The 23,613-nt window shown below is 34.8% G+C and carries 23 protein-coding genes; all 23 read right to left on the reverse strand.

The annotated features are described in order from the left end of the window. Positions 1 to 74 precede the first annotated feature (74 nt). Positions 75 to 1,190, reverse strand: coding sequence for a Nif3-like dinuclear metal center hexameric protein (locus NKG37_RS23475; RefSeq protein ID WP_254415420.1), 1,116 nt, complete (start codon positions 1,188 to 1,190; stop codon positions 75 to 77). Continuing rightward, the gene (locus NKG37_RS23480; RefSeq protein ID WP_016202992.1) at positions 1,187 to 1,897 is read right to left on the reverse strand and encodes a tRNA (adenine(22)-N(1))-methyltransferase; all 711 of its coding nucleotides are present in this window, start codon (positions 1,895 to 1,897) and stop codon (positions 1,187 to 1,189) included. Before NKG37_RS23480 ends, NKG37_RS23475 begins: the two co-directional genes overlap by 4 nt. Positions 1,898 to 1,923: 26 nt before the next feature. After that, positions 1,924 to 2,463 carry a hypothetical protein gene (locus tag NKG37_RS23485; RefSeq protein ID WP_016202991.1) on the reverse strand — a complete coding sequence of 180 codons (540 nt, stop codon included), beginning with the start codon at positions 2,461 to 2,463 and terminating at the stop codon, positions 1,924 to 1,926. A 150-nt stretch (positions 2,464 to 2,613) separates the two neighbouring features. Beyond that, the gene (gene rpoD, locus NKG37_RS23490; RefSeq protein ID WP_016202990.1) at positions 2,614 to 3,738 is read right to left on the reverse strand and encodes an RNA polymerase sigma factor RpoD; all 1,125 of its coding nucleotides are present in this window, start codon (positions 3,736 to 3,738) and stop codon (positions 2,614 to 2,616) included. A 39-nt stretch (positions 3,739 to 3,777) separates the two neighbouring features. Further along, positions 3,778 to 5,592, reverse strand: a complete 1,815-nt coding sequence (gene dnaG / locus NKG37_RS23495) for a DNA primase (protein ID WP_254415421.1) — start codon at positions 5,590 to 5,592, stop codon at positions 3,778 to 3,780. Positions 5,593 to 5,629: 37 nt separating this feature from the next. Continuing rightward, the gene (locus tag NKG37_RS23500; protein WP_254415422.1) at positions 5,630 to 6,091 is read right to left on the reverse strand and encodes a YaiI/YqxD family protein; all 462 of its coding nucleotides are present in this window, start codon (positions 6,089 to 6,091) and stop codon (positions 5,630 to 5,632) included. A 404-nt stretch (positions 6,092 to 6,495) separates the two neighbouring features. Next, on the reverse strand, positions 6,496 to 7,326 hold the full coding sequence (locus NKG37_RS23505; RefSeq protein ID WP_016202987.1) for a pyruvate, water dikinase regulatory protein: 831 nt from the start codon (positions 7,324 to 7,326) through the stop codon (positions 6,496 to 6,498). Beyond that, positions 7,319 to 7,969, reverse strand: coding sequence for a transcriptional regulator CcpN (locus NKG37_RS23510; protein WP_169189702.1), 651 nt, complete (start codon positions 7,967 to 7,969; stop codon positions 7,319 to 7,321). The genes NKG37_RS23505 and NKG37_RS23510 overlap by 8 nt, the downstream gene beginning before the upstream one ends. A 213-nt stretch (positions 7,970 to 8,182) precedes the next feature. Beyond that, positions 8,183 to 10,249, reverse strand: a complete 2,067-nt coding sequence (glyS, locus tag NKG37_RS23515) for a glycine--tRNA ligase subunit beta (RefSeq protein WP_169188854.1) — start codon at positions 10,247 to 10,249, stop codon at positions 8,183 to 8,185. Then, positions 10,242 to 11,132, reverse strand: a complete 891-nt coding sequence (gene glyQ, locus NKG37_RS23520; RefSeq protein ID WP_254415423.1) for a glycine--tRNA ligase subunit alpha — start codon at positions 11,130 to 11,132, stop codon at positions 10,242 to 10,244. Before glyQ ends, glyS begins: the two co-directional genes overlap by 8 nt. 377 nt (positions 11,133 to 11,509) lie before the next feature. Further along, positions 11,510 to 12,265 carry a DNA repair protein RecO gene (recO, locus tag NKG37_RS23525; RefSeq protein ID WP_040343267.1) on the reverse strand — a complete coding sequence of 252 codons (756 nt, stop codon included), beginning with the start codon at positions 12,263 to 12,265 and terminating at the stop codon, positions 11,510 to 11,512. A 33-nt stretch (positions 12,266 to 12,298) separates the two neighbouring features. Beyond that, positions 12,299 to 12,442, reverse strand: a complete 144-nt coding sequence (locus NKG37_RS23530; protein WP_016202982.1) for a YqzL family protein — start codon at positions 12,440 to 12,442, stop codon at positions 12,299 to 12,301. Between the two features lie 240 nt (positions 12,443 to 12,682). Next, the gene (gene era / locus NKG37_RS23535) at positions 12,683 to 13,591 is read right to left on the reverse strand and encodes a GTPase Era (RefSeq protein WP_040343265.1); all 909 of its coding nucleotides are present in this window, start codon (positions 13,589 to 13,591) and stop codon (positions 12,683 to 12,685) included. Continuing rightward, a complete protein-coding gene (gene cdd, locus NKG37_RS23540; protein ID WP_016202980.1) occupies positions 13,584 to 13,988 on the reverse strand; it encodes a cytidine deaminase in 405 nt (134 codons plus the stop codon). Before cdd ends, era begins: the two co-directional genes overlap by 8 nt. A gap of 573 nt (positions 13,989 to 14,561) precedes the next feature. Continuing rightward, on the reverse strand, positions 14,562 to 14,957 hold the full coding sequence (locus NKG37_RS23545) for a diacylglycerol kinase family protein (RefSeq protein WP_016202979.1): 396 nt from the start codon (positions 14,955 to 14,957) through the stop codon (positions 14,562 to 14,564). Then, on the reverse strand, positions 14,935 to 15,405 hold the full coding sequence (ybeY, locus tag NKG37_RS23550; RefSeq protein ID WP_016202978.1) for an rRNA maturation RNase YbeY: 471 nt from the start codon (positions 15,403 to 15,405) through the stop codon (positions 14,935 to 14,937). Before ybeY ends, NKG37_RS23545 begins: the two co-directional genes overlap by 23 nt. 12 nt (positions 15,406 to 15,417) lie before the next feature. Next, entirely contained in the window at positions 15,418 to 17,589 is a 2,172-nt protein-coding gene (locus NKG37_RS23555; protein WP_101730812.1) for an HD family phosphohydrolase, read from the reverse strand. A 315-nt stretch (positions 17,590 to 17,904) separates the two neighbouring features. After that, entirely contained in the window at positions 17,905 to 18,870 is a 966-nt protein-coding gene (locus NKG37_RS23560) for a PhoH family protein (RefSeq protein WP_016202975.1), read from the reverse strand. Continuing rightward, a complete protein-coding gene (gene yqfD / locus NKG37_RS23565) occupies positions 18,867 to 20,060 on the reverse strand; it encodes a sporulation protein YqfD (protein WP_016202974.1) in 1,194 nt (397 codons plus the stop codon). Before yqfD ends, NKG37_RS23560 begins: the two co-directional genes overlap by 4 nt. Positions 20,061 to 20,074: 14 nt before the next feature. Next, the gene (gene yqfC / locus NKG37_RS23570) at positions 20,075 to 20,359 is read right to left on the reverse strand and encodes a sporulation protein YqfC (protein ID WP_016202973.1); all 285 of its coding nucleotides are present in this window, start codon (positions 20,357 to 20,359) and stop codon (positions 20,075 to 20,077) included. Positions 20,360 to 20,603: 244 nt separating this feature from the next. Continuing rightward, the gene (locus tag NKG37_RS23575; protein ID WP_254415424.1) at positions 20,604 to 21,044 is read right to left on the reverse strand and encodes a hypothetical protein; all 441 of its coding nucleotides are present in this window, start codon (positions 21,042 to 21,044) and stop codon (positions 20,604 to 20,606) included. A 25-nt stretch (positions 21,045 to 21,069) separates the two neighbouring features. Then, positions 21,070 to 22,071: a flotillin-like protein FloA gene (gene floA / locus NKG37_RS23580; RefSeq protein WP_016202971.1), complete on the reverse strand. Its 1,002-nt coding sequence runs from the start codon at positions 22,069 to 22,071 to the stop codon at positions 21,070 to 21,072. Then, a complete protein-coding gene (locus tag NKG37_RS23585) occupies positions 22,071 to 23,432 on the reverse strand; it encodes an NfeD family protein (protein ID WP_254416435.1) in 1,362 nt (453 codons plus the stop codon). Before NKG37_RS23585 ends, floA begins: the two co-directional genes overlap by 1 nt. Positions 23,433 to 23,613: the final 181 nt, after the last annotated feature.

The raw sequence follows: 23,613 nt of genomic DNA on the forward strand, positions 1-23,613 counted from the left end.
AAGATAAAAAAGCAGGCAAAGCCTTTAATCTACCCAAAAAAAGTTTGTCTGCTTTTCATTTACAATAATCCTCATTACATAAAAGTAAACGGATCAGTATGAATTACAGAAGGGAAAATCTCCACTTCATAGCCATTGTCTTTACACATTTTTGTTAAAACCTTTGTTACCCCCATCTTCATCACTTTTTCAACATTGTGTCCAGGGTCAATGATATTTAACCCTACAGCTTGTGCATCATGGGCAACATGATAATACATATCTCCTGTAATATAGACGTCCGCGCCTTTCATTAAAGCATGGGAATAATATTTATTACCGTCTCCACCTAAGACAGCAACTTTTTTGACCTTTGCATCTAAATTTCCGACCACACGGACCCCGTCTACTTCAAAGACTTTTTTGACATGATTAGCGAACTCTCTTAAGGTCGTCTCTTCTACTTTACCAATACGGCCTAAACCTAATTGTTCCCCTTTTATTTGCAAATCATAGATGTCATAAGCAACTTCTTCGTATGGATGAGCTTTAAGCATTGCTCTTATTATTTTCTTTTCTTTAGAAGCTGCATAAACCGATTCGATTTTCACTTCCTCTACATGTTCTAATTTATTGACAGCTCCAATGTAAGGTTCAGCTCCTTCTCGAGGTTGAAATTCACCGATTCCTTCTGTTGAAAAAACGCAATGACTATAATTGCCTATTGCCCCGGCTCCAGCATCGCCGATCGCTTTCTTTACCTGTTCTGCCATGTCTTTAGGTACATAGACAACTAATTTTTTTAATTTATCCTCATAAGTCGGCACTAATACTTGCGTTTCCTGTAATCCTAATGCATCACTTAAAAGATCATTGACGCCACCTTTTGCGACATCAAGATTTGTATGTGCAGCATAAACCGAAATATCGTGCTTAATTAATTTATGCATTATTTTTCCTGATGGATTATCCATTGTTATTTTGGAGAGTGAGCGAAAAATCGGTGGATGATGAGCGATAATTAAATCTACTTTTTGTGAAATTGCCTCTTCAACTACCTCGTCAAGTACGTCGAGTGCAATCATGACACGTTTTATAGGTCTGCTTAAATCGCCGACCTGCAACCCTATTTTATCTCCTTCTATTGCATATGCTTTAGGAGAGAATTGCTCAAACAAAGATATTATTTCATAACCATTAATATTCTTCATGATTTATTCACCTCATCCACTAATGTTATCTTTTGTTGCAGTTCTTTGCGTTTCTGTATATTTTCTTCTGATTCAGGTGCAGCTTCTAACTGGGAAAGTATCCTTTGCCAATTCTTTTTCTCTAGGTTCCATTTTTTCACAAATGCATCATTTCTTTCTTTCATTAAAAATGGTCCAAATAATATTGCGCTCTCTTCTCTTGTTTCGTATAAAGCAGAAGAATCCCCTTTTTCGGCCACTAGTATCTCATAAATTTTACCATCTTCTTCTAATATTTCTTCTGCTACTAGAGTCCAATTATTTCTTAACAGCCACTCACGAATAGAGACTGCACTAATATTTGGCTGCAAGACCAATCTTTGAACATTCTTTAATTTGTCTCTTCCATTTTCTAAAATGGATGCGATTAGTGCCCCACCCATTCCTGCTATCGTAATGCAATCTACTTCATTTATTTCAACTACTTCAAGACCATTACCTTTTCGCACAGATATTTTTGACGTTAATCCTTCTTGTTTCACCTGTTTAATAGCTGATTGGTAGGGACCGTCAACCACCTCTCCAGCGATGGCGAAACGAACAGCGTTCCTTTTTACCATATAGCACGGCAAATATGCATGATCGGACCCTATATCAGCAAATGTTGAATCTCTAGGTATGTATTTGGCGACGGTTTCTAATCGTTTCGATAATTTATCTGTATTCATTATTTACACCACATTTCAAATTCTAGTTAAAGCAAATACTTTGATACGACAAGTATAATTAATAAAGTAGCACCAATTATAGCAGCAATCGTAAAATAGAGTAGCTTATATTTCTTTCCACATAAATACCAAAATAAACAGTTAAGGAATAAAATGATATATAAAAATATGATTGCATTGGAAAAAAACTTCAAAACAAACGCTACACTAAATAAAAGAAAAATAATTGCAGCAACAGCAGCTGGTATATCAACATTTAACTGTTTCTTATTATACAAAAAAATTCCTACAAAACAAAAAATCAGAAAAATTAGTGAAATAGCCATTTGCAAAATGAAAGACAATTCAGTAAAATATAATAAAAATATAGTTAATGGAATGAAAGAAAAAAATAATAATGGCAGAAAGAATACACTATTTCTTTTTTTCCTTATCTTATTTTCTTCTACACCATTTCCTTCTGTATATAATGTGAGTAAATAATCACAATAATGTTCTGGAAGCATTTTATTCTCTTTCCAATAAGTAATTTCCTTAACAATAATTAATTTTCTCTGATCATCCATTTTAAAGCATCACTTCCTTAAGTATTTATGATCAAATAAAAGTTAAAAAAGAAACACTGGTCTCACCTTAAAAAAAAGAAATAGCTACTTCACAGGAAGTAAACTATTTCTTTATAGAATCATATTGAAGACCACTTAAGCTAAATTAGCTTATTCTAAGAAATCCTTCAATCGTTTGCTTCTGCTTGGATGTCTTAACTTTCTTAATGCTTTCGCTTCAATTTGACGAATACGCTCACGGGTTACACCAAATACTTTCCCAACTTCTTCAAGTGTACGTGTACGACCATCGTCAAGTCCAAAACGTAATCTTAAAACATTTTCTTCTCGATCTGTTAATGTATCTAAAACATCTTCTAATTGCTCTTTTAACAACTCATAAGCAGCATGTTCTGAAGGAGAAGTAGCATCTTGATCCTCAATAAAATCGCCTAAATGAGAATCATCTTCTTCACCAATTGGTGTTTCTAAAGATACAGGCTCTTGCGCAATTTTTAATATTTCTCTTACTTTATCTGGAGATAAATCCATGTCTTCTCCAATTTCTTCAGGAGTTGGTTCGCGGCCAAGATCCTGTAGTAATTGACGTTGAACACGTATTAATTTATTAATGGTTTCAACCATATGAACAGGAATACGGATTGTTCTTGCCTGATCCGCAATCGCACGTGTGATTGCTTGACGAATCCACCATGTTGCATACGTACTAAATTTAAATCCTTTTTCGTAATCAAATTTTTCAACAGCTTTGATTAAGCCCATATTACCTTCTTGAATTAAATCCAAGAATTGCATTCCACGTCCAACATAGCGTTTTGCAATACTTACAACTAAGCGCAAGTTAGCTTCTGCTAAACGACGTTTCGCTTCTTCGTCACCCTGCAATATACGCTTTGCTAAGTTAATTTCTTCTTCTGCTGAAAGCAAATCAACTCTTCCGATTTCTTTCAAATACATACGAACTGGATCATTTATTTTTACACCTGGGGGAACACTTAGGTCATTTAAATCGAATTCTTCTTCCCCTTTAGCGAGTTCTTGGACATTCGGAGCTTCTTCTTCTCCGTCACCAATTAATTCGACTCCCTGATCACCTAAAAATTCGTAAAACTCATCCATTTGGTGAGAATCTAATTCAAAACTAGATAATTTCTCAGCGATATCATCATATGCGAGCACACCAGTTTTTTTTCCTACTTCTGTTAATTGTTCCTTTACCTGATCAAGGGTTAGTTCCGTTTCAATCTCTTTTGAACGGGCAGACTTTTCAGCCATATGTCCCCCTCCTTCCAAAAAATCAAGACAATGATATACCTATTTTAACGTTTTTTCTAATAAAAGGACTTCCATACCTATTTGAGCAGCTTTTATATAGTCATTTTGACGTTCTGCCTCTTTAAGCAATTGTTTCTTTTCCTTTATTTCAAGCATTTTTTCATAATTAATGACTTGTTTCATATAATCACTAATTTCTAGCTCACTTACCTCTTCATTCACTTCCATCATTTCGATTTCAGCTACAATCCGTTGTAAATCTGGATCATCAATAAAATTCATAAAAGAACTTGTATCATTGCCAAGACCTTTTTCATAGTAAGCAAGAAGATAAGTGAAAATAGCTTGATGTTCATCAATATTAAATGCTCTTCCCTGTAATGAGTTTTGCACTTTGTAGGCAATATCCTCACTTTTAAACATATGTGCAAGCAGTCTTTTTTCGGCGGTATGATATGCAGGCAACAAACCAGTCGCTCTTTTTTTCACCGTATATTGCTTCACAGGAACGACACTTTGCTCAACAGCCTGTTCCTTTGGAATCGATCGTTCCATTTGCATCTCTTGCTGTTTTAACGCCTCTAGGGAAAGTGAAAACTCATCCGCTAGTTGCCTTAAGTAGAGATCTTTTTCTACTGCCTTATCCAGTTTAGCAATTTCTCCTATTACTTCTTCGATATAGGCAAGTTTATCTCCTTCATTTTGAAGGTTTTTCCCTCTTCGATAGTACAGCATTTTGAATCCCATAAAAGGGATGCTTCCATGAAGAATTTCTTGCTGTAATTTATCTTCCCCAAATTTGTTCACATAATCATCTGGGTCCATTCCATCTGGTAACATTACTACTTTTACAACACAATTAGCCTTTGTTAGAAGCTGTCCTGCACGAAAGGCTGCTTCTATTCCTGCTGAATCAGAATCATAACAAATTGTTATATTTCGTGCGTTTCTTTTTAGTATTGCGATATGTTCCTCTGTTAAAGAGGTTCCCATTGTTGCAACACTATTTTCAACACCTGCTCTATTAGCAGCAATAACATCTGCAAACCCTTCAAACAAAACAACATGTTGAAGCTTTCGTATTATAGGCCTTGCTTTATGAAAATTGTAAAGTGTATTGCTTTTATTAAAAATTGGTGTTTCTGGACTGTTAAGATATTTGGGATTATTATCCCCTAATGCACGTCCAGAAAACGCAATTGTGTTACCATTTCGATCATTAATTGGGAATATTATTCGATCGCGAAAACGATCAAAATATTTTTCATCCCTTTCACTTTTTACAATCAAACCAGCTTTTTCTAATAGTGAAACATCAAATTTACGTTTCCCTAAAAATTTCACAGCTAAATCCCAAGAATTAAGTGTATAGCCTATTTGGAACTTTTCAATCATAGGTAGAGTAAAGCCCCTATTAGTCAAATATTCTAATCCATGCTGACCATCCTTTGTATTTACGAGCAAATGATGGTAGAATTTAGATAATAGTTCATGTGCATCAATCATTTGCTGTAAATCATTAGGAATAGCTGGTTTCTTTTCCAGTTCAGCTACTTCTATTCCTAAGTCAATATTCGCTCTGTCCGCAAGACTTGTTGCCACTTCTACAAAAGAAGAACCTTCTAAGTCCATAAGAAAGGTAAATACATTACCACCTGCATGACAGCCAAAGCAATGAAATATTTGTTTATCTGGCGATACGGTAAAAGAAGGTGTTTTTTCGCCGTGAAAAGGACAAAGACCGATGAAATTACGCCCTTGTCTTGTAAGGGATAGATGTTCTCCAATGATTTCAACAATATCAGTAGCTTGTTTAATTTCATTGAGTTTTTCTTCAGGAATGCGTGCCACCATTATCTACACATCTCCCTACTTATAGCCTACTAATAAATTATTCGACGTGTCCAATCGATTCTCCTTCATTTTTCGACAAAATCCTTATAAAATTTCTTCTGAATTTTTGTCGGTCCTCTTCTGTAAATGGTTTTGGCCCCTTACCATATACCCCTTTTCGTCTAGCTTTAGCAGATAAATAGCGCATATCAAGTGCAGCATTTATTGTTTCTTCCTCATACATTACTCCTCTTGGTGAAAGAACAGTAACTTGTTTTAGCAATAACGTGGAGGCCAAACCAATATCCTGAGTTACGACAATATCCTTTTTCTTGGTAGCATTCATAATAAATAAATCTACAGCTTCTTTATCGCTATCCACATACTTCCAGTTCTGCTTATCATTCTCTCTCTTCATATGCGCATACGATGCAACAAATAGCAGCCTGTAATGATAAGAAGAAGCTATTTCGACAATATCTTCTTTTACTGGACAGGAATCTGCATCAACATATATCATATGTTTTCCTAATGTACTATTAATTCTACATCACTCCACATATTCCTTCTTCCTAGATAATTTTTTCACGAAAGAAGTAATGTCGAAAATTTTTTTATCCTTTTCCTTGACTTCTCACAATAAATAGTTTATTCGTAAAAAGCCAAGTCTAAACCTAAAATATGATACTTTTTTATCACAATTTTTTATTATAGTACAAATCCGCTTGAAATTCCATCTTTTTTTATCTATAATTATTCCTTTTATGCGATACTAGAACCAAAAAAAGATATGTAATGAAAATAAATCCATGGAAGATAGTCTATTTGATTACGAGCGTATATCTGCTCATTTTTAACAATTAAAAACTTGATTCTACCCATGGAGAACCAAGTCTTTACCACTCTAAGCTTCTATAAAAATACTTAATTATTTGCATTATACTTGGAGCGATAGTACAAATTATGAATAATATTCGCTGTTTCCTCCACAGCTTTATTTGTTACATCAATAACTGGACAGCCGATACGATTAACAATATCCTCAAAATAGGTTAACTCTTCTTTTATTCTTTCAATTTGCGCATAGCTTGCTTGGTCACTTAACCCAAGGGAGATAAGACGTTCTTTTCTAATATTGTTTAATTTTGTCGGACTTATTTTTAATGCAAAACATTTACTTGCTGGAACTTCAAATAATTCTTTTGGTGGATCAACCTCCGGTACAATTGGAACATTTGCTACTTTGACTCTTTTATGTGCTAAAAATTGAGAAAGAGGTGTTTTGGAAGTTCGAGAAACACCAATTAATATAATATCTGCCTTTTCTAGCCCTCTTGGATCCCTGCCATCATCATATTTCACAGCAAATTCAATCGCTTCGACTTTTTTAAAATAGTCTTCATCCAATTTTCGAACTAGTCCTGGTTCATATAAAGGAGTCTTTCCCCATAACACTTGAAATTGATCAATAATCGGACCAATGATATCGCATGCATACACGCCCTCTTGACGAGCTAACTCACTCATGTAATTGCGAATTTCTGGTTTGACAAGTGTATAAGCAATCATTCCATGTTCTAATTTTGCTTGCATAACTACCTCATGAATATTTGATTTATCTTCCACAAATGGGAACCTTTTAATTAACACATTTACATTATGTCCTGAAAATTGGCTGATCGCCGCTTTTGTTACAAGTTCAGCTGTTTCTCCAACTGAATCAGATACAACATAAATAATTTGTCTTTCAGTCATTATGTTCCTCCACAGTTCCTTTATGATTGTTAGATAAGTCTACAAACGCTCTAGTAATATTTGTCTTCGAAACTCTTCCTATCACAAGAAGACCACTTTCTGTTTTTTCTACGACTGGCAGTGCATCAATTTCTCGATCCATTAACTTGCAGCCAACTTCCACTAATATATCTTCTTTAAAACAATACGTGACATTGGGCATTCTAGTCATAATAATCGCCACAGGTAAAGAATTTAACTCTTGTTTACCTATGCTTGCACGCAACAGATCTTTGCGGGAAACCACCCCAGTTAAGGTGGAGTTTTCATCAACGACAAAAATGGTTCCAACATCTTCTGTAAACATAATTACAATCGCATCATAGACAGAGGAATTTTCATGAACCACTACTGGGTGTGAAAAATAATCTTTCACTAATATATTTCGGATATTATCTATCACTAACTTTTCTGAGTTTTTGCCAGTATAGAAATATCCTACACGAGGTCTTGCATCTAAAAAGCCAGCCATTGTTAATATCGCTAAATCTGGTCGAAGGGTAGCTCTTGTTAAATTTAATTTATCTGCAATATGCTCACCTGTAATCGGACCATTTTCTTTTACTATTTCAATTATTTTTTCTTGACGTTTATTCAGTTCGATTTCCTATTCACCACCTTCATTTAGGTAACGATATCTACTAACTATTATATACGAAATAAGCAGAATCAAAAGAAAAAGAATCCAAGGTTATCTCTTTTGAATCAATAAATTTTAAAAGTTCCTGTATATCCTTTTCATTATGCCGAATGTTGTTACAAAAATGAAACTAGGTAGGGATTTTCCCTGCCTAGCTTTCATTAAACGACCTATTTTCTACTTTACAATTATTTCGTTTACGCCAGCAAATCCTTTAATAGAATTTGCTATCTCCACCATCAGATTTAATCGATTTTCTTTAATCTTCTCATCATCAGCCATAACCATAGTATGGTCAAAGTATGCGGAGATTGCGTCTTGTAACGAGAATAATAATTGGAAGTACTCTTCTTCGCTTACATCTGTCTTGATTTTTTCCTTAACAGCTGTAAAACGATTATATAGTTCACTTTCATATTCGTTTTCAAATAAACTTGGATCGACCGTTGAAATCGTTGTTGCTTTATTAGAGATATTGATAATTCGGCTTAGTGCTTCTATTCCTTCTTTAAAATTAGCATCTTCTTTATGAAGCTCCAAAACTTTTGCTTTTTTTAAGACCTGTGCAGCTCCACCGATTTTATCTGCTAATATTGCATCTATCATATCATATCGGATACCATGTTCTTGTAAAATATGCTTCACGCGTAATTTAAAGAATGAAAGAACTGATTCTACTAAGTCCTTACCAGTAACTTTTGAAGTATTAGGCATTGCTTTTATCGCAAGTTCAACTAATTGCTCAATAGAAATACTCCAATTTTTATCCATAAGAGTCTGCACAATCCCTGTTGCCTGTCTTCTTAGTGCATAAGGGTCTTGTGAACCTGTTGGTACTAATCCAATACTAAAGAATGAAACAATTGTATCTAATTTTTCTGCTAATGCAAGCACTGCCCCGACATTGCTTGGAGCTGTTTCATCATCAGCATGGCGTGGCATATAATGTTCGTTAATAGCCTTAGCTACTGACTCTTTTTCTCCCTTTTGCAGGGCATAACGCTCTCCCATCAATCCTTGTAATTCTGGGAATTCATAGACCATATTTGTTACGAGATCAAACTTAGCAATTTGTGCTGCTCTATCAACATCTTGTTTTTCTTCTGTAGTTAAATGTAGTTCTTCCGATAACTTGGAAGCAATCAATCGTACACGAGCTACTTTTTCTGCTAAAGTACCAATCTCTTCATGATAAACAATTGCTTCTAATTTTTTAAGAAGTTCGTCTATCATTAATTTTTGATCTTCTTTATAGAAGAATGCAGCATCCGCAAGTCTCGCTCTTAATACTTTTTCATTTCCTTTTGCAACTTTGTCTAGGTGTTGATGGTCTCCATTACGAACGGTTACAAAGTAAGGCAATAACTCTCCTTCCTTCGATTTAACAGGAAAATAGCGTTGATGTTCTTTCATACTAGTAATTAATACTTCTGTAGGCAAGTCTAAAAAGGACGCTTCAAAAGTACCGTATAACGCAGTTGGATACTCAACTAAATTGGTAACTTCCTCTAATAAGTCTTCGTCGATTGGAATAATCCAATTGTTTTCTTCTTCTAATTTTTTTATTTGCGAAACAATTGCCTCTTTCCGTTCTATTGCATTAACCATCACATACTGAGCCAACATTTTCTTCTCATAATCAGATGGATTAGTAAATACTATTTCTCCACCTAAGAAACGATGACCACGTGATTCGTTAGAGGTCTCCACATTAGTAATTGAGAATGGAATAATTTCTTCTCCAAATAATGCGATAATCCATTTAATTGGACGTATATAGCGTAAATCATTATTTGCCCAGCGCATATTTTTCGGGAATGTTAAACTTAGAATCAAATCTTTTAATTCTAGTAACAATTCACTTGTTTGTTTCCCTTTAATAAACTTTTTAACATGAGCGTATTCAACACCATTTATCTCTTTAAAATAAATATTTTCTACGGTTAACCCTTGCCCTCTTGTAAAACCTTCAGCTGCCTTAGACCATTCGCCAGCTTCGTTCTGAGCAATACGTTTAGCAGGACCTTTTGCTTCTTCTTCCATATCTTGTTGTGATTCATCTAAACCAGCAACAAGAAGTGCTAATCTACGAGGAGAAGAAAAAGCCTGAACAGAAGTATATCCTAATTGCTTCTCAGCAAGCCAAGCCTCCATCTTCTCCTTTAGGGACAGAATACTTGCAGAGATAAAGCGTGCTGGCATTTCTTCTAAACCAATCTCCAATAATAAGTCTCTCTTATTCATGACTTTCTCCCTCCTTGCTTTTTAAAATTGGGAATCCTAACTTTTCTCTTTCTTCGTAGAATGTTTTTGCAACTTTACGCGCTAAATTTCTACATCTTCCAATGTAACCAGTTCTTTCCGTAACAGAAATTGCTCCTTTAGCATCCAATAGGTTGAAAACATGAGAGCATTTTAAAACATAGTCATATGCAGGATGTACTAGCCCCTCGTCCATTTGACTATGTGCTTCTTTTTCATAAATAGAAAATAAGTTAAAGAGCATTTCTGTATCAGATGTTTCAAATGTATATTTACTATGTTCGAATTCTGGTTGATAAAATATATCTTTAACCGTAAACCCATCTGTCCATTCTAAATCAAAAACATTTTCTTTATCTTGAATGTAGGACGCTAATCGCTCAATCCCATATGTTATTTCAACAGACACTGGCTTACATTCCATACCACCAACTTGTTGGAAATAAGTAAATTGAGTGATCTCCATGCCATCAAGCCATACTTCCCAGCCCAGCCCAGCACAGCCTAAAGAGGGATTCTCCCAGTTATCCTCTACAAAACGGATATCATGCTCAAGTGGATTAATTCCTAATGCTCTTAAAGAATCTAAGTATAATTCTTGAATATTATCTGGAGACGGCTTCATAATTACTTGAAATTGATGATGTTGATATAAACGGTTTGGATTTTCTCCATATCTTCCATCTGCTGGTCTTCTAGATGGCTCCACATATGCCACATTCCATGGCTCAGGACCAATCGCTCTTAAAAAAGTATATGGGCTCATTGTTCCTGCCCCTTTTTCTACATCGTAAGCCTGCATAAGAATACAGCCATAATCAGACCAATGTTTTTGCAATGTTAAAATCATGTTTTGAATATTCATTGCTTTTAATACACCTCCGAGTTAATAAAACGTATATTCAGCATAGATTTAGGTAGAGTTTGTTCTTTTAGGAACGCAAAAAACTCCCATCCCTATGCCAAATATTTGACATAGGGACGAGAGTAAACCCGCGGTTCCACCCTATTTGCTGTATAAATACAGCCACTTTCATACGCAGTTGCTCCAAGAACGCCTTCCTTAATGCTCATGTACCTGGCTTTCACTGTCCCAAGCTCGCTTTTCATGAGGAGAATTAAGTACTACTTTCTATTCACCACAACACTCTTATTTACATGAATAATATCGAAATTTTTTTAAATTGTCAACCTTGCTAAAGTCTATATCTTCTTAAACCACTTGTCATTTATATTTAAACCTTATGTAAAAGCATCCCCTAAATTTTTCATTGATTGAATAAATTTTTTGGATTTCAAATACAAACCAGAATACTCTTCATAATAAGCATCAATAATCATACTAAGCTCTTTCTTAGTTGACTCTTTCACTGAGATACTTCCTAGACGTGAAATATCCATATAATAAAAAACGCGGAGAAGCTTTACCGTAGCCTGGGAAACCTTATAATGATATGGATCTTTTTCCAAGCATTGATGACAAATCAGCCCACCTTCCCGAATCGAGAAAGAAAAATGGCCTTCGGTTGCCCCACAAAAAACGCAACGATCTAATGTTGGATATAACCCTAAACTGTTTAACATTTTCAGCTCATAAATATTCACTAATATTTCCGGATCATATTCTTCATTCATATAGTTTAAAGTTTGAAACAATAATTCAAAATGAAACGGATTTGGCTTTTTTTCCTCTGTACACTTATCCGTAAGCTCGACTATATAACTAGCATATGCAGTAAGAAAAATATCTTCTTTTAATCCACGCATGCTAGAAATAATATCGCCTTGCTGCAAAAGTCCTAATCCACTACTACGCTGGACAAGAAAATAACCATAGACAAAAGGTTGGGTTACAGCTGAAAGTCTGCTGTTTGGCTTTTTGGCACCTCTAGCCATTACCCCAACCTTTCCCCATTCTCTCGTATAAAGAGTTACTATTTTATTGGATTCACTATAGTCAATTGATCTAATTACGATCCCTTCACACTTTTCCAGCATCACCATTCACCATCCCTTACTATAAGGACAGTGCTATGAGATGGGATAATCAAGTTCTGCTAGTTCCTCTTCTTTCATTCCTGGTATTTCATGATTAGCCTTTTCTAATTCTTTAAAAAGTAGATAAGTATCAATGTTACCTGTTTGGGAAAAAACTTTCCAGGTAAAGTCTAACATGTAAAACCCCACCTTTCGATTTTTAACTAGCTGTTTACAACCTTAATCTTATCATAGCCTGTCTTTATAAAATCATGAGACGAAAATATTGTTAATTGATCGCATGTATAATTTTTAATTACCAGTTCCGCTTTTTTAAACAAAGCTGTTCGCTTTCCCACAGGAGTCTACACATATTTCTAAATTCCTCCTATTGAAAACAACAATCCTTTTAAAAACAGCCTTTTAAAAAATAGGTTATTAATATTCGTCTTCTCTAAATCCAAAATCACGAAGCTGAGTCATTTTATTACGCCAGTCTTTTTGGACTTTCACCCATAACTCTAAATATACTTTATTTCCAAGAAGATTTTCGATATCGATTCTTGCCCTTTTTCCGATTTCTTTCAGCATACTACCTTGTTTGCCGATAATAATCCCCTTTTGAGAATCACGTTCCACGATAATTGTTGCCATCACATTGATAACATCATTTGATTTTCTCTCCATTTTCTCCATGACTACGGCAAGGGAATGAGGGATTTCTTCTCTCGTTAAATGGAGTGCTTTTTCTCTTATTAATTCAGAAACGATAAAGCGTTCCGGATGATCTGTTACTTGATCTGCTGGATAATATTGCGGTCCTTCTGGCAAATATTTCTTAATTTGCGTCAACAATGTTTCCACATTATTTCCTTCTAAAGCAGAGATAGGAATAATTTCTTTAAACGGATACTTTTCTTTATAAGATTCTATGATTGTAAATAATTGATCTGGGTGAATGGTATCAATTTTATTAATAACTAGGAATATCGGTGTCTTTACTGTTTGGAATTTTTCAAGAATAAATTCTTCTCCTTTACCAAACCCTTCTTCGGCATTCACCATAAAGAGAATTAAATCCACTTCTTTAAGCGTATTCTGAGCAACCTTCATCATAAAATCGCCGAGTCTATGTTTAGGCTTGTGAATTCCCGGTGTATCGATGAAAATAAGCTGCGCATCATCTGTTGTTAATACACCTTGCACTTTGTTTCTAGTTGTTTGTGGCTTGTCGCTCATAATAGCAATTTTTTGACCGATAACACGATTCAAAAAAGTGGATTTCCCTACATTCGGTCTTCCAATAATAGATATAAATCCTGATTTATGTTCTGTTTGATTATTTATGTTCATTTAAATCCTCCGGTGAAAATGCTCCTGGTAATAATTCTGCGACTGTCAATGTTTTTACATCGCCTTTTAAATTGGTTAATACTACTTCCATATCTTTTGGACATAATTCAGAAATTACTTGTCTGCATGCTCCACACGGAGAAACTGGACCGTCTGTATCAGCAACGACAACTAACTTCTTAAAAGTAGTATCACCTTCTGAAACAGCTTTAAACAACGCTGTTCTTTCAGCGCAATTTGCCATGCTATAGGCTGCGTTTTCAATATTACACCCATGATAAACGGTTCCATTTTCTGAAAGAAGAGCAGCGCCTACCTTAAATTTTGAATATGGTACATATGCTTTCTCACGAGCAAGCTTAGCTTCATCCATTAGAAGTTCCACTTTCATAAAATCCCTCTTTTCTTTTAGCTGTTTTTTCATTCGTTTGCAGTTTACATTAAGAGTATTAACTGAATGTTGATAGGTATTTGAGTTGCCAATCCCTCTTTCAACAAACTTTATTTTAAAATAATATTTTACAGTGGATGGTTATCCCTTTTTGTCAGCAAAATTTTTGCTTATAAATTATTTTAAAGAAAAAAATTAGCGTTTTCAAATCTCATTATCATTGACCCTATGTAATATATACTGTCTTAAAATTATATACTAATTTATACATACAATAAAGAGGCAGAAGTCAGGAGTTTTAATTGTTTACTATTTCTTAAAAAATTGTCGTAACGATTCTATCTTTGACTAATGGATTGTTGCAACTTATCGGACCTATACAGGAGAGTTCAACCTCACTTCCTCGATTTTCCGTTGCTTTCGGTTGGGATTTAACTAGCCTTAAGAGTGGGTTAAAAAAAGTCATGTAAAATAACAGAAAAAAGCTATCTTTTAAAAATAAGATCCAATCGCAATGAATGATAATCATTGCCTCATCGATCTAATTTTTATCTAGATAGCTTTTTCTTATTTCTAGCTCATTATAGCTTGTAGTATTTTCGGGATAAAAATAACTCCACCAATCACCACAGAAAGAATTGCTGCTACAAATACGGCACCTGCCGCTATATCCTTTGCCTCTTTTGCCAATGGATGATATTCACTTGTAACCAGATCTACTACTCGTTCAATAGCAGTATTTATCAGCTCCAAACTAATGACTAACCCAATGCAAAACGCAATGAACATCCACTCATGTTTCGATAAATCATTTAAAATACCTAATATAATAACAAGAATAGATATTACCAAATGAATCTTTACATTTCTTTCTTGTTTAATAGCAGTTAGTATTCCTAAAACAGCTAGGCGGAAGGAGGATAATTGACTGTTCTTTCGAATCCTTTTATCTTTGTAATCCGAACTCATCTAATATATCCTTTTGTAGAGTAAACATCACTTTTTCTTCTTCTTCTGTCATATGGTCATATCCTAGCAAGTGCAAAAAGCCATGAACAGATAAAAATCCAAGTTCTCGCATATATGAATGACCATATTCCTTTGCCTGTTCCTCCGCTTTATCGATAGAAATGACAATATCGCCTAACATTCTAGGAAGACCTTCCCCAACCAACTGAATCTCGCCTTCTCCTAATTCCTCAAGTGCAAAAGAAATGACATCTGTTGGTTGATCCTTTTCTCTGTATTCCCTATTTATTTCTTGAATTTGCTCATTATGAACAAAAGTGATGGAAAGCTCAATTTCTCCTTGCAGGTTTTGTTTTTTAGCTGCAAATTGAAGAAGATCATTAATCTTTGTTCTTTCACTTTCCTTTACTTTTTCCGTTTCATCAATAAAATCAATTTCTAAATTCATACTATACTTCCTTTACTTTTTCATTTCAGGATATTCGATTCGTGAATGAAAAATCCCTTTTAATGTTTCACTTAATGTATTTCGAACAATTTCTAATTCCTTTAATGTTAAATCACATTCGTCCAATTGTCCATCTTGTAAACGATCAGAAATAATATTTTTAATTAATGAATCAATTTGATCCGTAGTTGGCGCATTTAAACTTCTTACGGCTGCTTCCACACTATCTGCAATCCCGATAATTGCTACTTCTCGTGTCTGCGCCTTCGGTCCAGGATAACGGTAATCATGTGCTTTTACCTCTCCACCCTTTTCTCTTGCCTTATAATAAAAATATTTTAATAAAGAGGTTCCATGGTGCTGCTCAGCAATATCGACTATTTCTTTTGGCATTTTATATTTTCTTAATAATTCCGCGCCATCCGTTGCATGGGCAATTATAATATTTTTACTTGCTTGAGGCGGGATGCGGTCATGGGGATTCCCCATATTCATTTGATTTTCAATAAAGAAATGCGGCCTTTTTGTTTTGCCAATATCATGATAATAGCAACCTACTCTTGCTAGTAAGCCATTGGCTCCAATCGCCTCGCATGCTGATTCTGCTAAATTAGCAACCATAACACTATGATGATAGGTACCAGGTGCCTCTGTTAAAATTTTTCGCAATAACGGATGATTTGGATTGGAGAGCTCAATTAACTTGATTGTTGAAAGAACTCCAAAGCCTGTTTCAAGAAATGGAAGGAAACCAATTGTTAAAACAGCAGAGCTAATTCCTGATATAATAGCCAATAAAATGAACACGCCATATTCTTTTGCACCATAATGGCCATTTTGCAAATATAAAATCGCTAATATCGTAACAATGTTAATGAAAGAAATAAAGAATCCTGCATAAAGAATATTGTTTCGCTGATTCCTTTTATTTAAAAATAACGTTCCTGCCAAACCACTCGCAATAATATATATTCCCATTCCAACGTTAAAAGTTCCAGCAACGCCTTCATTAAACATAATCATTCCACAAATGGCAAGAATAATGGTTACCAACATGGCTGATTTCTCTTCCATTAATATTTTAATTAGCATCACAGCCATTGCAGCCGGAAATATATAACCAATCTCTGTATATTCAAACTGTTGAAACATACTTATCGTTTTCATGAGGACAATCGTTACACTTAATACTAGAAAGAACATTAAATAAAATTGAATATTTTTCTCTTTTTCCTTTGATATTCTTTTGAATGTATAAAAATATAAAGCAGCTAGTATGGATAATATAATTAAACCTAAACCAATAAAGGGCTGAATCGAATTATCACTATCCAACAATCCAACAAGCTCAAGCTGCCTATGTATTTCCCTGCTAATTAATTGACCTTCTTCTACAAGAACTTGACCTTGAAGGACTCTTATCGGCTCAACGCTATCCACAGCTTGCTGACGCATCTCTTCAGTCGCAGTCGGATCATAAAACTCATTTTGAATAATGGCAAATCTTCCTAAGTCGATACTTGCACTTTTTAAATCAGATGTTAAACCATCATTAACCTTTAAAATATCCTCCACTCTTTTTTTCGCATTCTCAACCTCGTCAGAAGGAATCTTTCCATTCATGACTGTATGTATCGCTGTAACTGTAATATCTTTTGCTATTTCTAATTGATCTTCTGAATAAGGAATAAGTGATTTTAAAGATCGATCCATTATTTCGTTCGTCACTTCATTGGTTAGTTTTCCCTTTAGCAATTCGACCTTCTCATCAACAGATGGCTCTTTTATCGAATCTTTGTCCTTATCCTCTTCTTCTGCTTTTTTCTTTTTTTCTTCCAATTCTTTTTCTACTTCATTATTTACTTCCGTCACTGAATCAAATATGGATGATATTAAATCCACACGATTTTGCGCTATTTCTTTATTAACAACATATACGTCCTGTACTTGATTTTTTGCTTCTTCTTTCTTTTTTTCTGTACTTTCTTTATCTTCCACCGTGATTGGTGAACGAATCGTTTGATCTGCAACAGAAAATAGCTGTACGTTTAATTTTTCCGGCTTTACATTTCCATACAGTGTAAAGAATAGAATAACACCAATTAAAACAAATAGAATTATTTTAAAAAGGGTAATATTCATTAGTTTTATTACGTTATTACTCATTCTCTGCCAAACGCTCATATTTACCTCCTATCATTAAAAATAGGTTGATTAGCTTATTTATCATCTTAAACCTATTTCTTAACCCTTAACCTATCTAGATGAAATTTCTCCCTTTGCAGCTGGTCTAGAGGCTCCTCTTTACTTTCCTTTTTGCTAAGTAAAGTCATCATTAACATAGAAGCAAAAACCTTATCATATGTAAAATGATAACAGTTTTTTCGATTGTTTTCACCCTTTTTCGAAATATTTCATCTTTCCAAAAGGATTCAAACATAAAAAAGAGACAGTATACCTTAAGTCCTCTAAAACACTTAAGATATTGTCCCTTTTTTCTTACACATCTTGTTTTCCATATGCGTTAATGATTTTTCCAACTAATGGATGTCTTACTACATCACTTTCTTCTAAATGAACAAAGCCAATTCCGTTAACACTTTGCAGTATTTGTTCAGCAACCACCAAACCAGATTTAACACCTTTTGGTAGATCTATTTGTGTTTTGTCACCTGTAATCACCATCTTGGAACCAACTCCAAGCCTCGTTAGAAACATTTTCATTTGAGCATGAGTTGTGTTTTGTGCTTCATCCAAAATTACAAATGCATCATCCAATGTTCTTCCACGCATATACGCAAGTGGAGCAACCTCAATCGTATTTCTTTCAATCAAACGTGTTGTATGCTCCATACCGAGAACATCATGCAACGCATCGTATAATGGGCGTAAATATGGATCCACTTTTTCTTTCAAATCTCCTGGCAAAAATCCTAAACTTTCACCAGCTTCTACTGCTGGTCTTGTTAAAATAATTCGATTTACTTTACCATTCTTTAAAGCATTTACGGCCATCACAACGGCTAAATAAGTCTTACCGGTACCTGCTGGCCCTATTCCAAACACTAAATCATGTCTTCTTATAGAGCGTATATACTCACTTTGTCCAATTGTTTTTACTCTAATTGATTTACCTTTAATCGTTTTCGCTATTTCTTCATCATATAGTGACCCGAAATATTCAAGTGTTCCTTTCTTTGCCAAAGAAATAGCATAAATCACATCTCGTTGACTGATAGAAACACCTTTACGGATAACTTGTAAAAGTTTCTCAACAATATCCCCCACGAGCTCTATTGAATCAGGACTTTCAGAAGAAACAAGCAATGTTTCTCCTCTCGTTACGATGTTACAATCTAATTCTTTCTCAAGCACTTGCAGATTGCTATCTCCATTACCAAGTAAAGCAATCGCTTCGTTTGGATCTTTCAATTTTACATTCATCGTTTTTAAATCTTCTGTCATTCTGTATCTCCTTGAGTTAGAGGATGTGCTTTCGCAATGTTTTCTACTGTTGTAAAAGCTATATTTAGTTTTACTTTACCATTCTTTATATCTTGTTGCAAAATTTTTTCTTCCTTAATTTTTCCATCTTCTCCAATTCGTTTCATAATATCCTTTCTTGCATCTTCCTTCCCTTTCTTCACAGCTTCCTTGCCACTATATCCCCTTTTCACAATTTCCTTTTCCCGATAAGTCTCATTTACAACCTTCACCGGTAACTCCCATTTGAAAAACTTAACATTCGTCTCGTTCTCTTCTTTCTCAAACTGCTTATATTCTACTTTGCCGAATCCCCATACAGGTATATCCCACTTACCTAGCCTTATATAAAATTTTTGTTTCTCTTCTCCATTAAATACTTGGAAAGTTGTTTCTAAAGGAACTGTCACTTCGGTTGTATACCAGACTTCCCCCCATACTTTTCCTTTAGCAGATACACTTTTCGTATTATCTTCCTTTCCTATTGTTCCAGAAACTAACAATTGTCCTTTTTTTACAACTTCATTGATTGTATATTGTTTCGTACCAGATTCCACAAAATCAGATACTATTGTCGCTTTTTTCGTCGCTACTAAATTTTGTGGTCCCACTTCTTCCTTCTTCTTCGGTTCATTTTTCTCAACAACCTGGAAATGATAAGTTGTCCCTTTTAACTCCACACCAATCCATGTAATCGCATCAATATTATTCGTTAGTTCCGCTTGGATTTCATCTAACTCTTTCGCAAAAAATTGAAATTTACCAATTTTAATATCCATCTTGTCAAGCTGCTTACGTATCTGATATTCTGTTGCCGGATTTGCTCCCTTAACCTCTATTCCCCATACCATATTGGATAAAGTCAGAACTAGTCCTAAAAAAAGGAATAACCCCATCACAAAACCACTATTCTTCCACAATCTCTTATATAGAAATGGAGCTCCAGCTCTGCGCTGAAACTCTATTTTTATACCGCTACCTCTAACTAAACGACGAAAATGGTGAATTTTCTTTAAACTAATTTGAAAAGTTACAGCTTGAGGTCCATGTTTTTTTACACGCCAGATAGCAATATCATTTTTTAATAACTTATTTAAAAAGCGTTCTAAACCTTTGCCCGTTGCTTTCACTGTAATAATCCCTGTTAAATATTCAATCCAATGATTTTTCATAATTTCCTCCCAAATCACTCATTTATGTATAAAACTTGATCTATTTTCCCTTCTAATAATATTTCTTCCGGCAATATCGTTTTAATAACGAACCCTTTTCCTTTGATTAACAGTTGCCCTTGTTTTAAAAGCAATCGCAATTCTTTATCTGAAAAGGTTATTAACCCTCGGTGGTTCTCTACATAAATATGTATTTGTCCGATCATTGTGATTCTAGGTAAGTCCATCATGACATCTTGAGGAAGTTCTAAGTTTTTAATCATCCAGTTCCGCAAGTTATGTCCCCACTTTTTAGCCATAAAAAAAGAACCCCCCTTTCCTCTCTTTTATGAGATTCTCTAGATAGACAGTACGCTTTCTTACACTTACTATCATCATATTCAAGGAGTTTTACATTATGCTAAGAAAAACATTGGCAGCATGCTTTCTATCGAAATTTTCTTCTGTTTAATCTTACACGCATAAAAAAAGAGCCATTATCAAGCAAATAGTTTCTCGAAGGGAGAAATAACGCTTAATAATAACTCTCTATACTTGTATTTCTTATTTTTTAGTTTTACTTTGCATAGATGCTCTATGCGGATTTCTTGATCGAGGGGAAGCTAAAACTTCAGAAAATACGACTGCCTGAACAATATTTTCCTTTGTAAAGAAGCCTTCCGAATCTGCTCCTTTAACCACCTTATTTAAAACTGGCACTTGAGCTCCTCGATTTCGTTGCTGTTCCATCATTTTAATTTTCTTTTGTAAACTTGCATTTTCTCTTTGAAGCCTTTCCAACTCAGAAAGTGGTTTTTTCTTTTCCACCACTTTTTTTGTTTTTTCAGGAACTGCCATGACTGGTTGTTTTCTTTCCACTTCTCGGTTAACAGGCTTTGGCACCTGTGGTCTTGTTTGTTTAGGAGCCTGTTGTTTTTTGCTATTGTCAAATATAGAAGAGAAGAGAAAAGCTACAACAGCAATTATTATTGGAAGGATTTCCAAATCTTTTCCCTCCCTTTCTTAAAGTTTACTCATTATCATCTTTATTTTTCTGATCATCTGTCAATTTGCCAATGGAGCCTCGCATTTCTGTATCAGCAGTTATATTTTGTAAGTTCATATAATCCATTACACCCATATTGCCAGAACGCAATGCATCAGACATAGCCATAGGAACCTCTGCTTCTGCTTCCACAACTTTAGCACGCATTTCTTGTACTTTTGCCTTCATCTCTTGTTCTTGGGCTACAGCCATTGCTCTACGTTCTTCTGCTTTCGCTTGAGCGATTTTTTTATCTGCTTCTGCTTGCTCTGTTTGTAATTCCGCTCCGATGTTTTTGCCGATATCAACATCCGCAATATCAATCGATAGAATTTCAAAGGCAGTACCAGCATCTAAGCCTTTAGATAAAACAGTTTGAGAAATCATATCTGGATTTTCTAATACCTTTTTATGGTTATCAGACGAACCGATTGTCGAAACAATTCCTTCCCCAACTCTGGCTACAACTGTTTCTTCTCCAGCTCCCCCTACTAGTCTCTCAATATTTGCACGCACTGTAATTCTTGCTTTCGCTTTAACTTCAATACCATCCATCGCTACACCAGCGATAAAAGGTGTCTCAATTACTTTCGGATTGACACTCATTTGAACCGCTTCTAATACATCCCGTCCTGCTAAGTCAATAGCAGCACATCTTTCAAATGATAACTCAATATTTGCACGATGGGCAGCAATTAAAGCATTTACAACTCTATCTACATTACCTCCGGCAAGATAATGACTTTCTAATTGGTTAATCGTTGCATTTATCCCAGCTTTATGTGCTTTAATTAGCGGATTTACGACACGACTTGGAATTACCCTTCTTAAACGCATCCCCACCAATGTAAAAATACTAATTTTCACTCCAGCTGCTAAAGCAGATATCCATAGCATGACTGGCACAAAAGTTAATAGTACCCCTAATAAAATAACTGCCAGTACTACTACGATAATCCAAAAAATTTCAAATCCTCCAACTAACATTACTCATCCTCCTTTAGTATATCTTTCGTTAGTATTTCCCTTACCACAATTCTAGAACCTTCAACTTTTACCACTTTTACATTTTTCTCTTTATCAATAAAACTACCTTCACTCACTACATCAACTCTTTCCTCGTTCACGAGAACTACGCCAGCAGGACGTAATGCAGTCAAGGCAATTCCTGTTTTTCCAATCAAATCCTCGCGATTTTGATTAGAGACATACCCATTTTCTGTACTAGTTGAGTCTGTTAATATTATTTTTCTAAAGAATTTCATTTTTCTACCAAACACCTTTACTAATAAGATAGATGCGATAATCGAAACCCCTATTGCGATTACAAGGCTTATCCCTATGACCGCAATATCTCCACTTGCAAGAAACATACTTGCTATGACTGAAACAATCCCTATTGCTCCCGCTATTCCTCCGACGACAAAGAATTCCAATATAATTAAAAGGATACCTATCACAAAGAGAATTAGACTTTCATATCCTGCAAGTCCTGCGACTAGGTGACCATAGAAAAAGAGCAGCAGTGCAGATATTCCCGCAATTCCCGGGAGTCCAAATCCAGGTGAATATAACTCAATAATCAATCCTAGACTTCCAATCGACAATAAAATAGGAACGATAATAGGATTTGTCACGAACCTTGCTATTTTCTCTGCGAAACTTTCATCTAGCCTTTCTAATTTTGCATCCTGCAAGTCTAACTGATTCAATACATCATCTAAACTTTTAACAGTACCGTTTGAATATTCTATTTCTTGTGCTTCAGATGAAGTTAAGGTTAAAAAAGTCCCAGATTTCTTTATTCCAGGTATAGCAATAGATTTATCTGCCATAGCCATCGCATAAATTGGATCTCTCCCTGTCTTCTCTGCTGCACCTTTCATCGCAGAAAGCCAGTAAGATTGAGCTTTTTCATCCGCTGCGTTTCCTTGTTGGTCAATCACTCCAGAAGAGCCTATCCTGCCTCCTTCCACCATATAGATTTCATCGGTATTTAACGCAATATAAGAACCTGCTGAAATAGCATCTTGATTAATGTAGGTTACGGTTTTAATATCTGTTTCAGATATTCTTTTTCCTATTTCAATAGCAGCCGAAACGTCTCCACCAGGAGTATTCATATCAAAAATAATGGCACTAGCGCGATTTTCTTCTGCTTCTGTTATTGCTCGATCGATAAACTCACTCAAACCTTTTTCAACAGTATTCTTAATCGGAACCACATATACTATCTCGTCATTATTCGCATAAATGATGCTTGGAATGATAGATAGTAAAAGCATAAAAAGAAGAGGAATAAACAATAATTTCTTTTGCCTTTTCAAATTCTCCCTCCTTTCTAAAATAGAATAGGAAAAGCTTATGACTATGTATACGGTTAACTTGATGAAAAGTTTCACTTTTTTTAATTTTTTATTAGATGTTTTTTTGTAAATAGATAAAACAAAAATTAGGCAAACGACCTCGCACTCTAAAAAAAGAAAACCTTTTCAATCCCTTTATGTAAAAAGGCTGCAGACTTAATCT

The organism is Niallia sp. RD1 (assembly GCF_024219955.1).
Classification (GTDB): domain Bacteria; phylum Bacillota; class Bacilli; order Bacillales; family Cytobacillaceae; genus Niallia; species Niallia alba.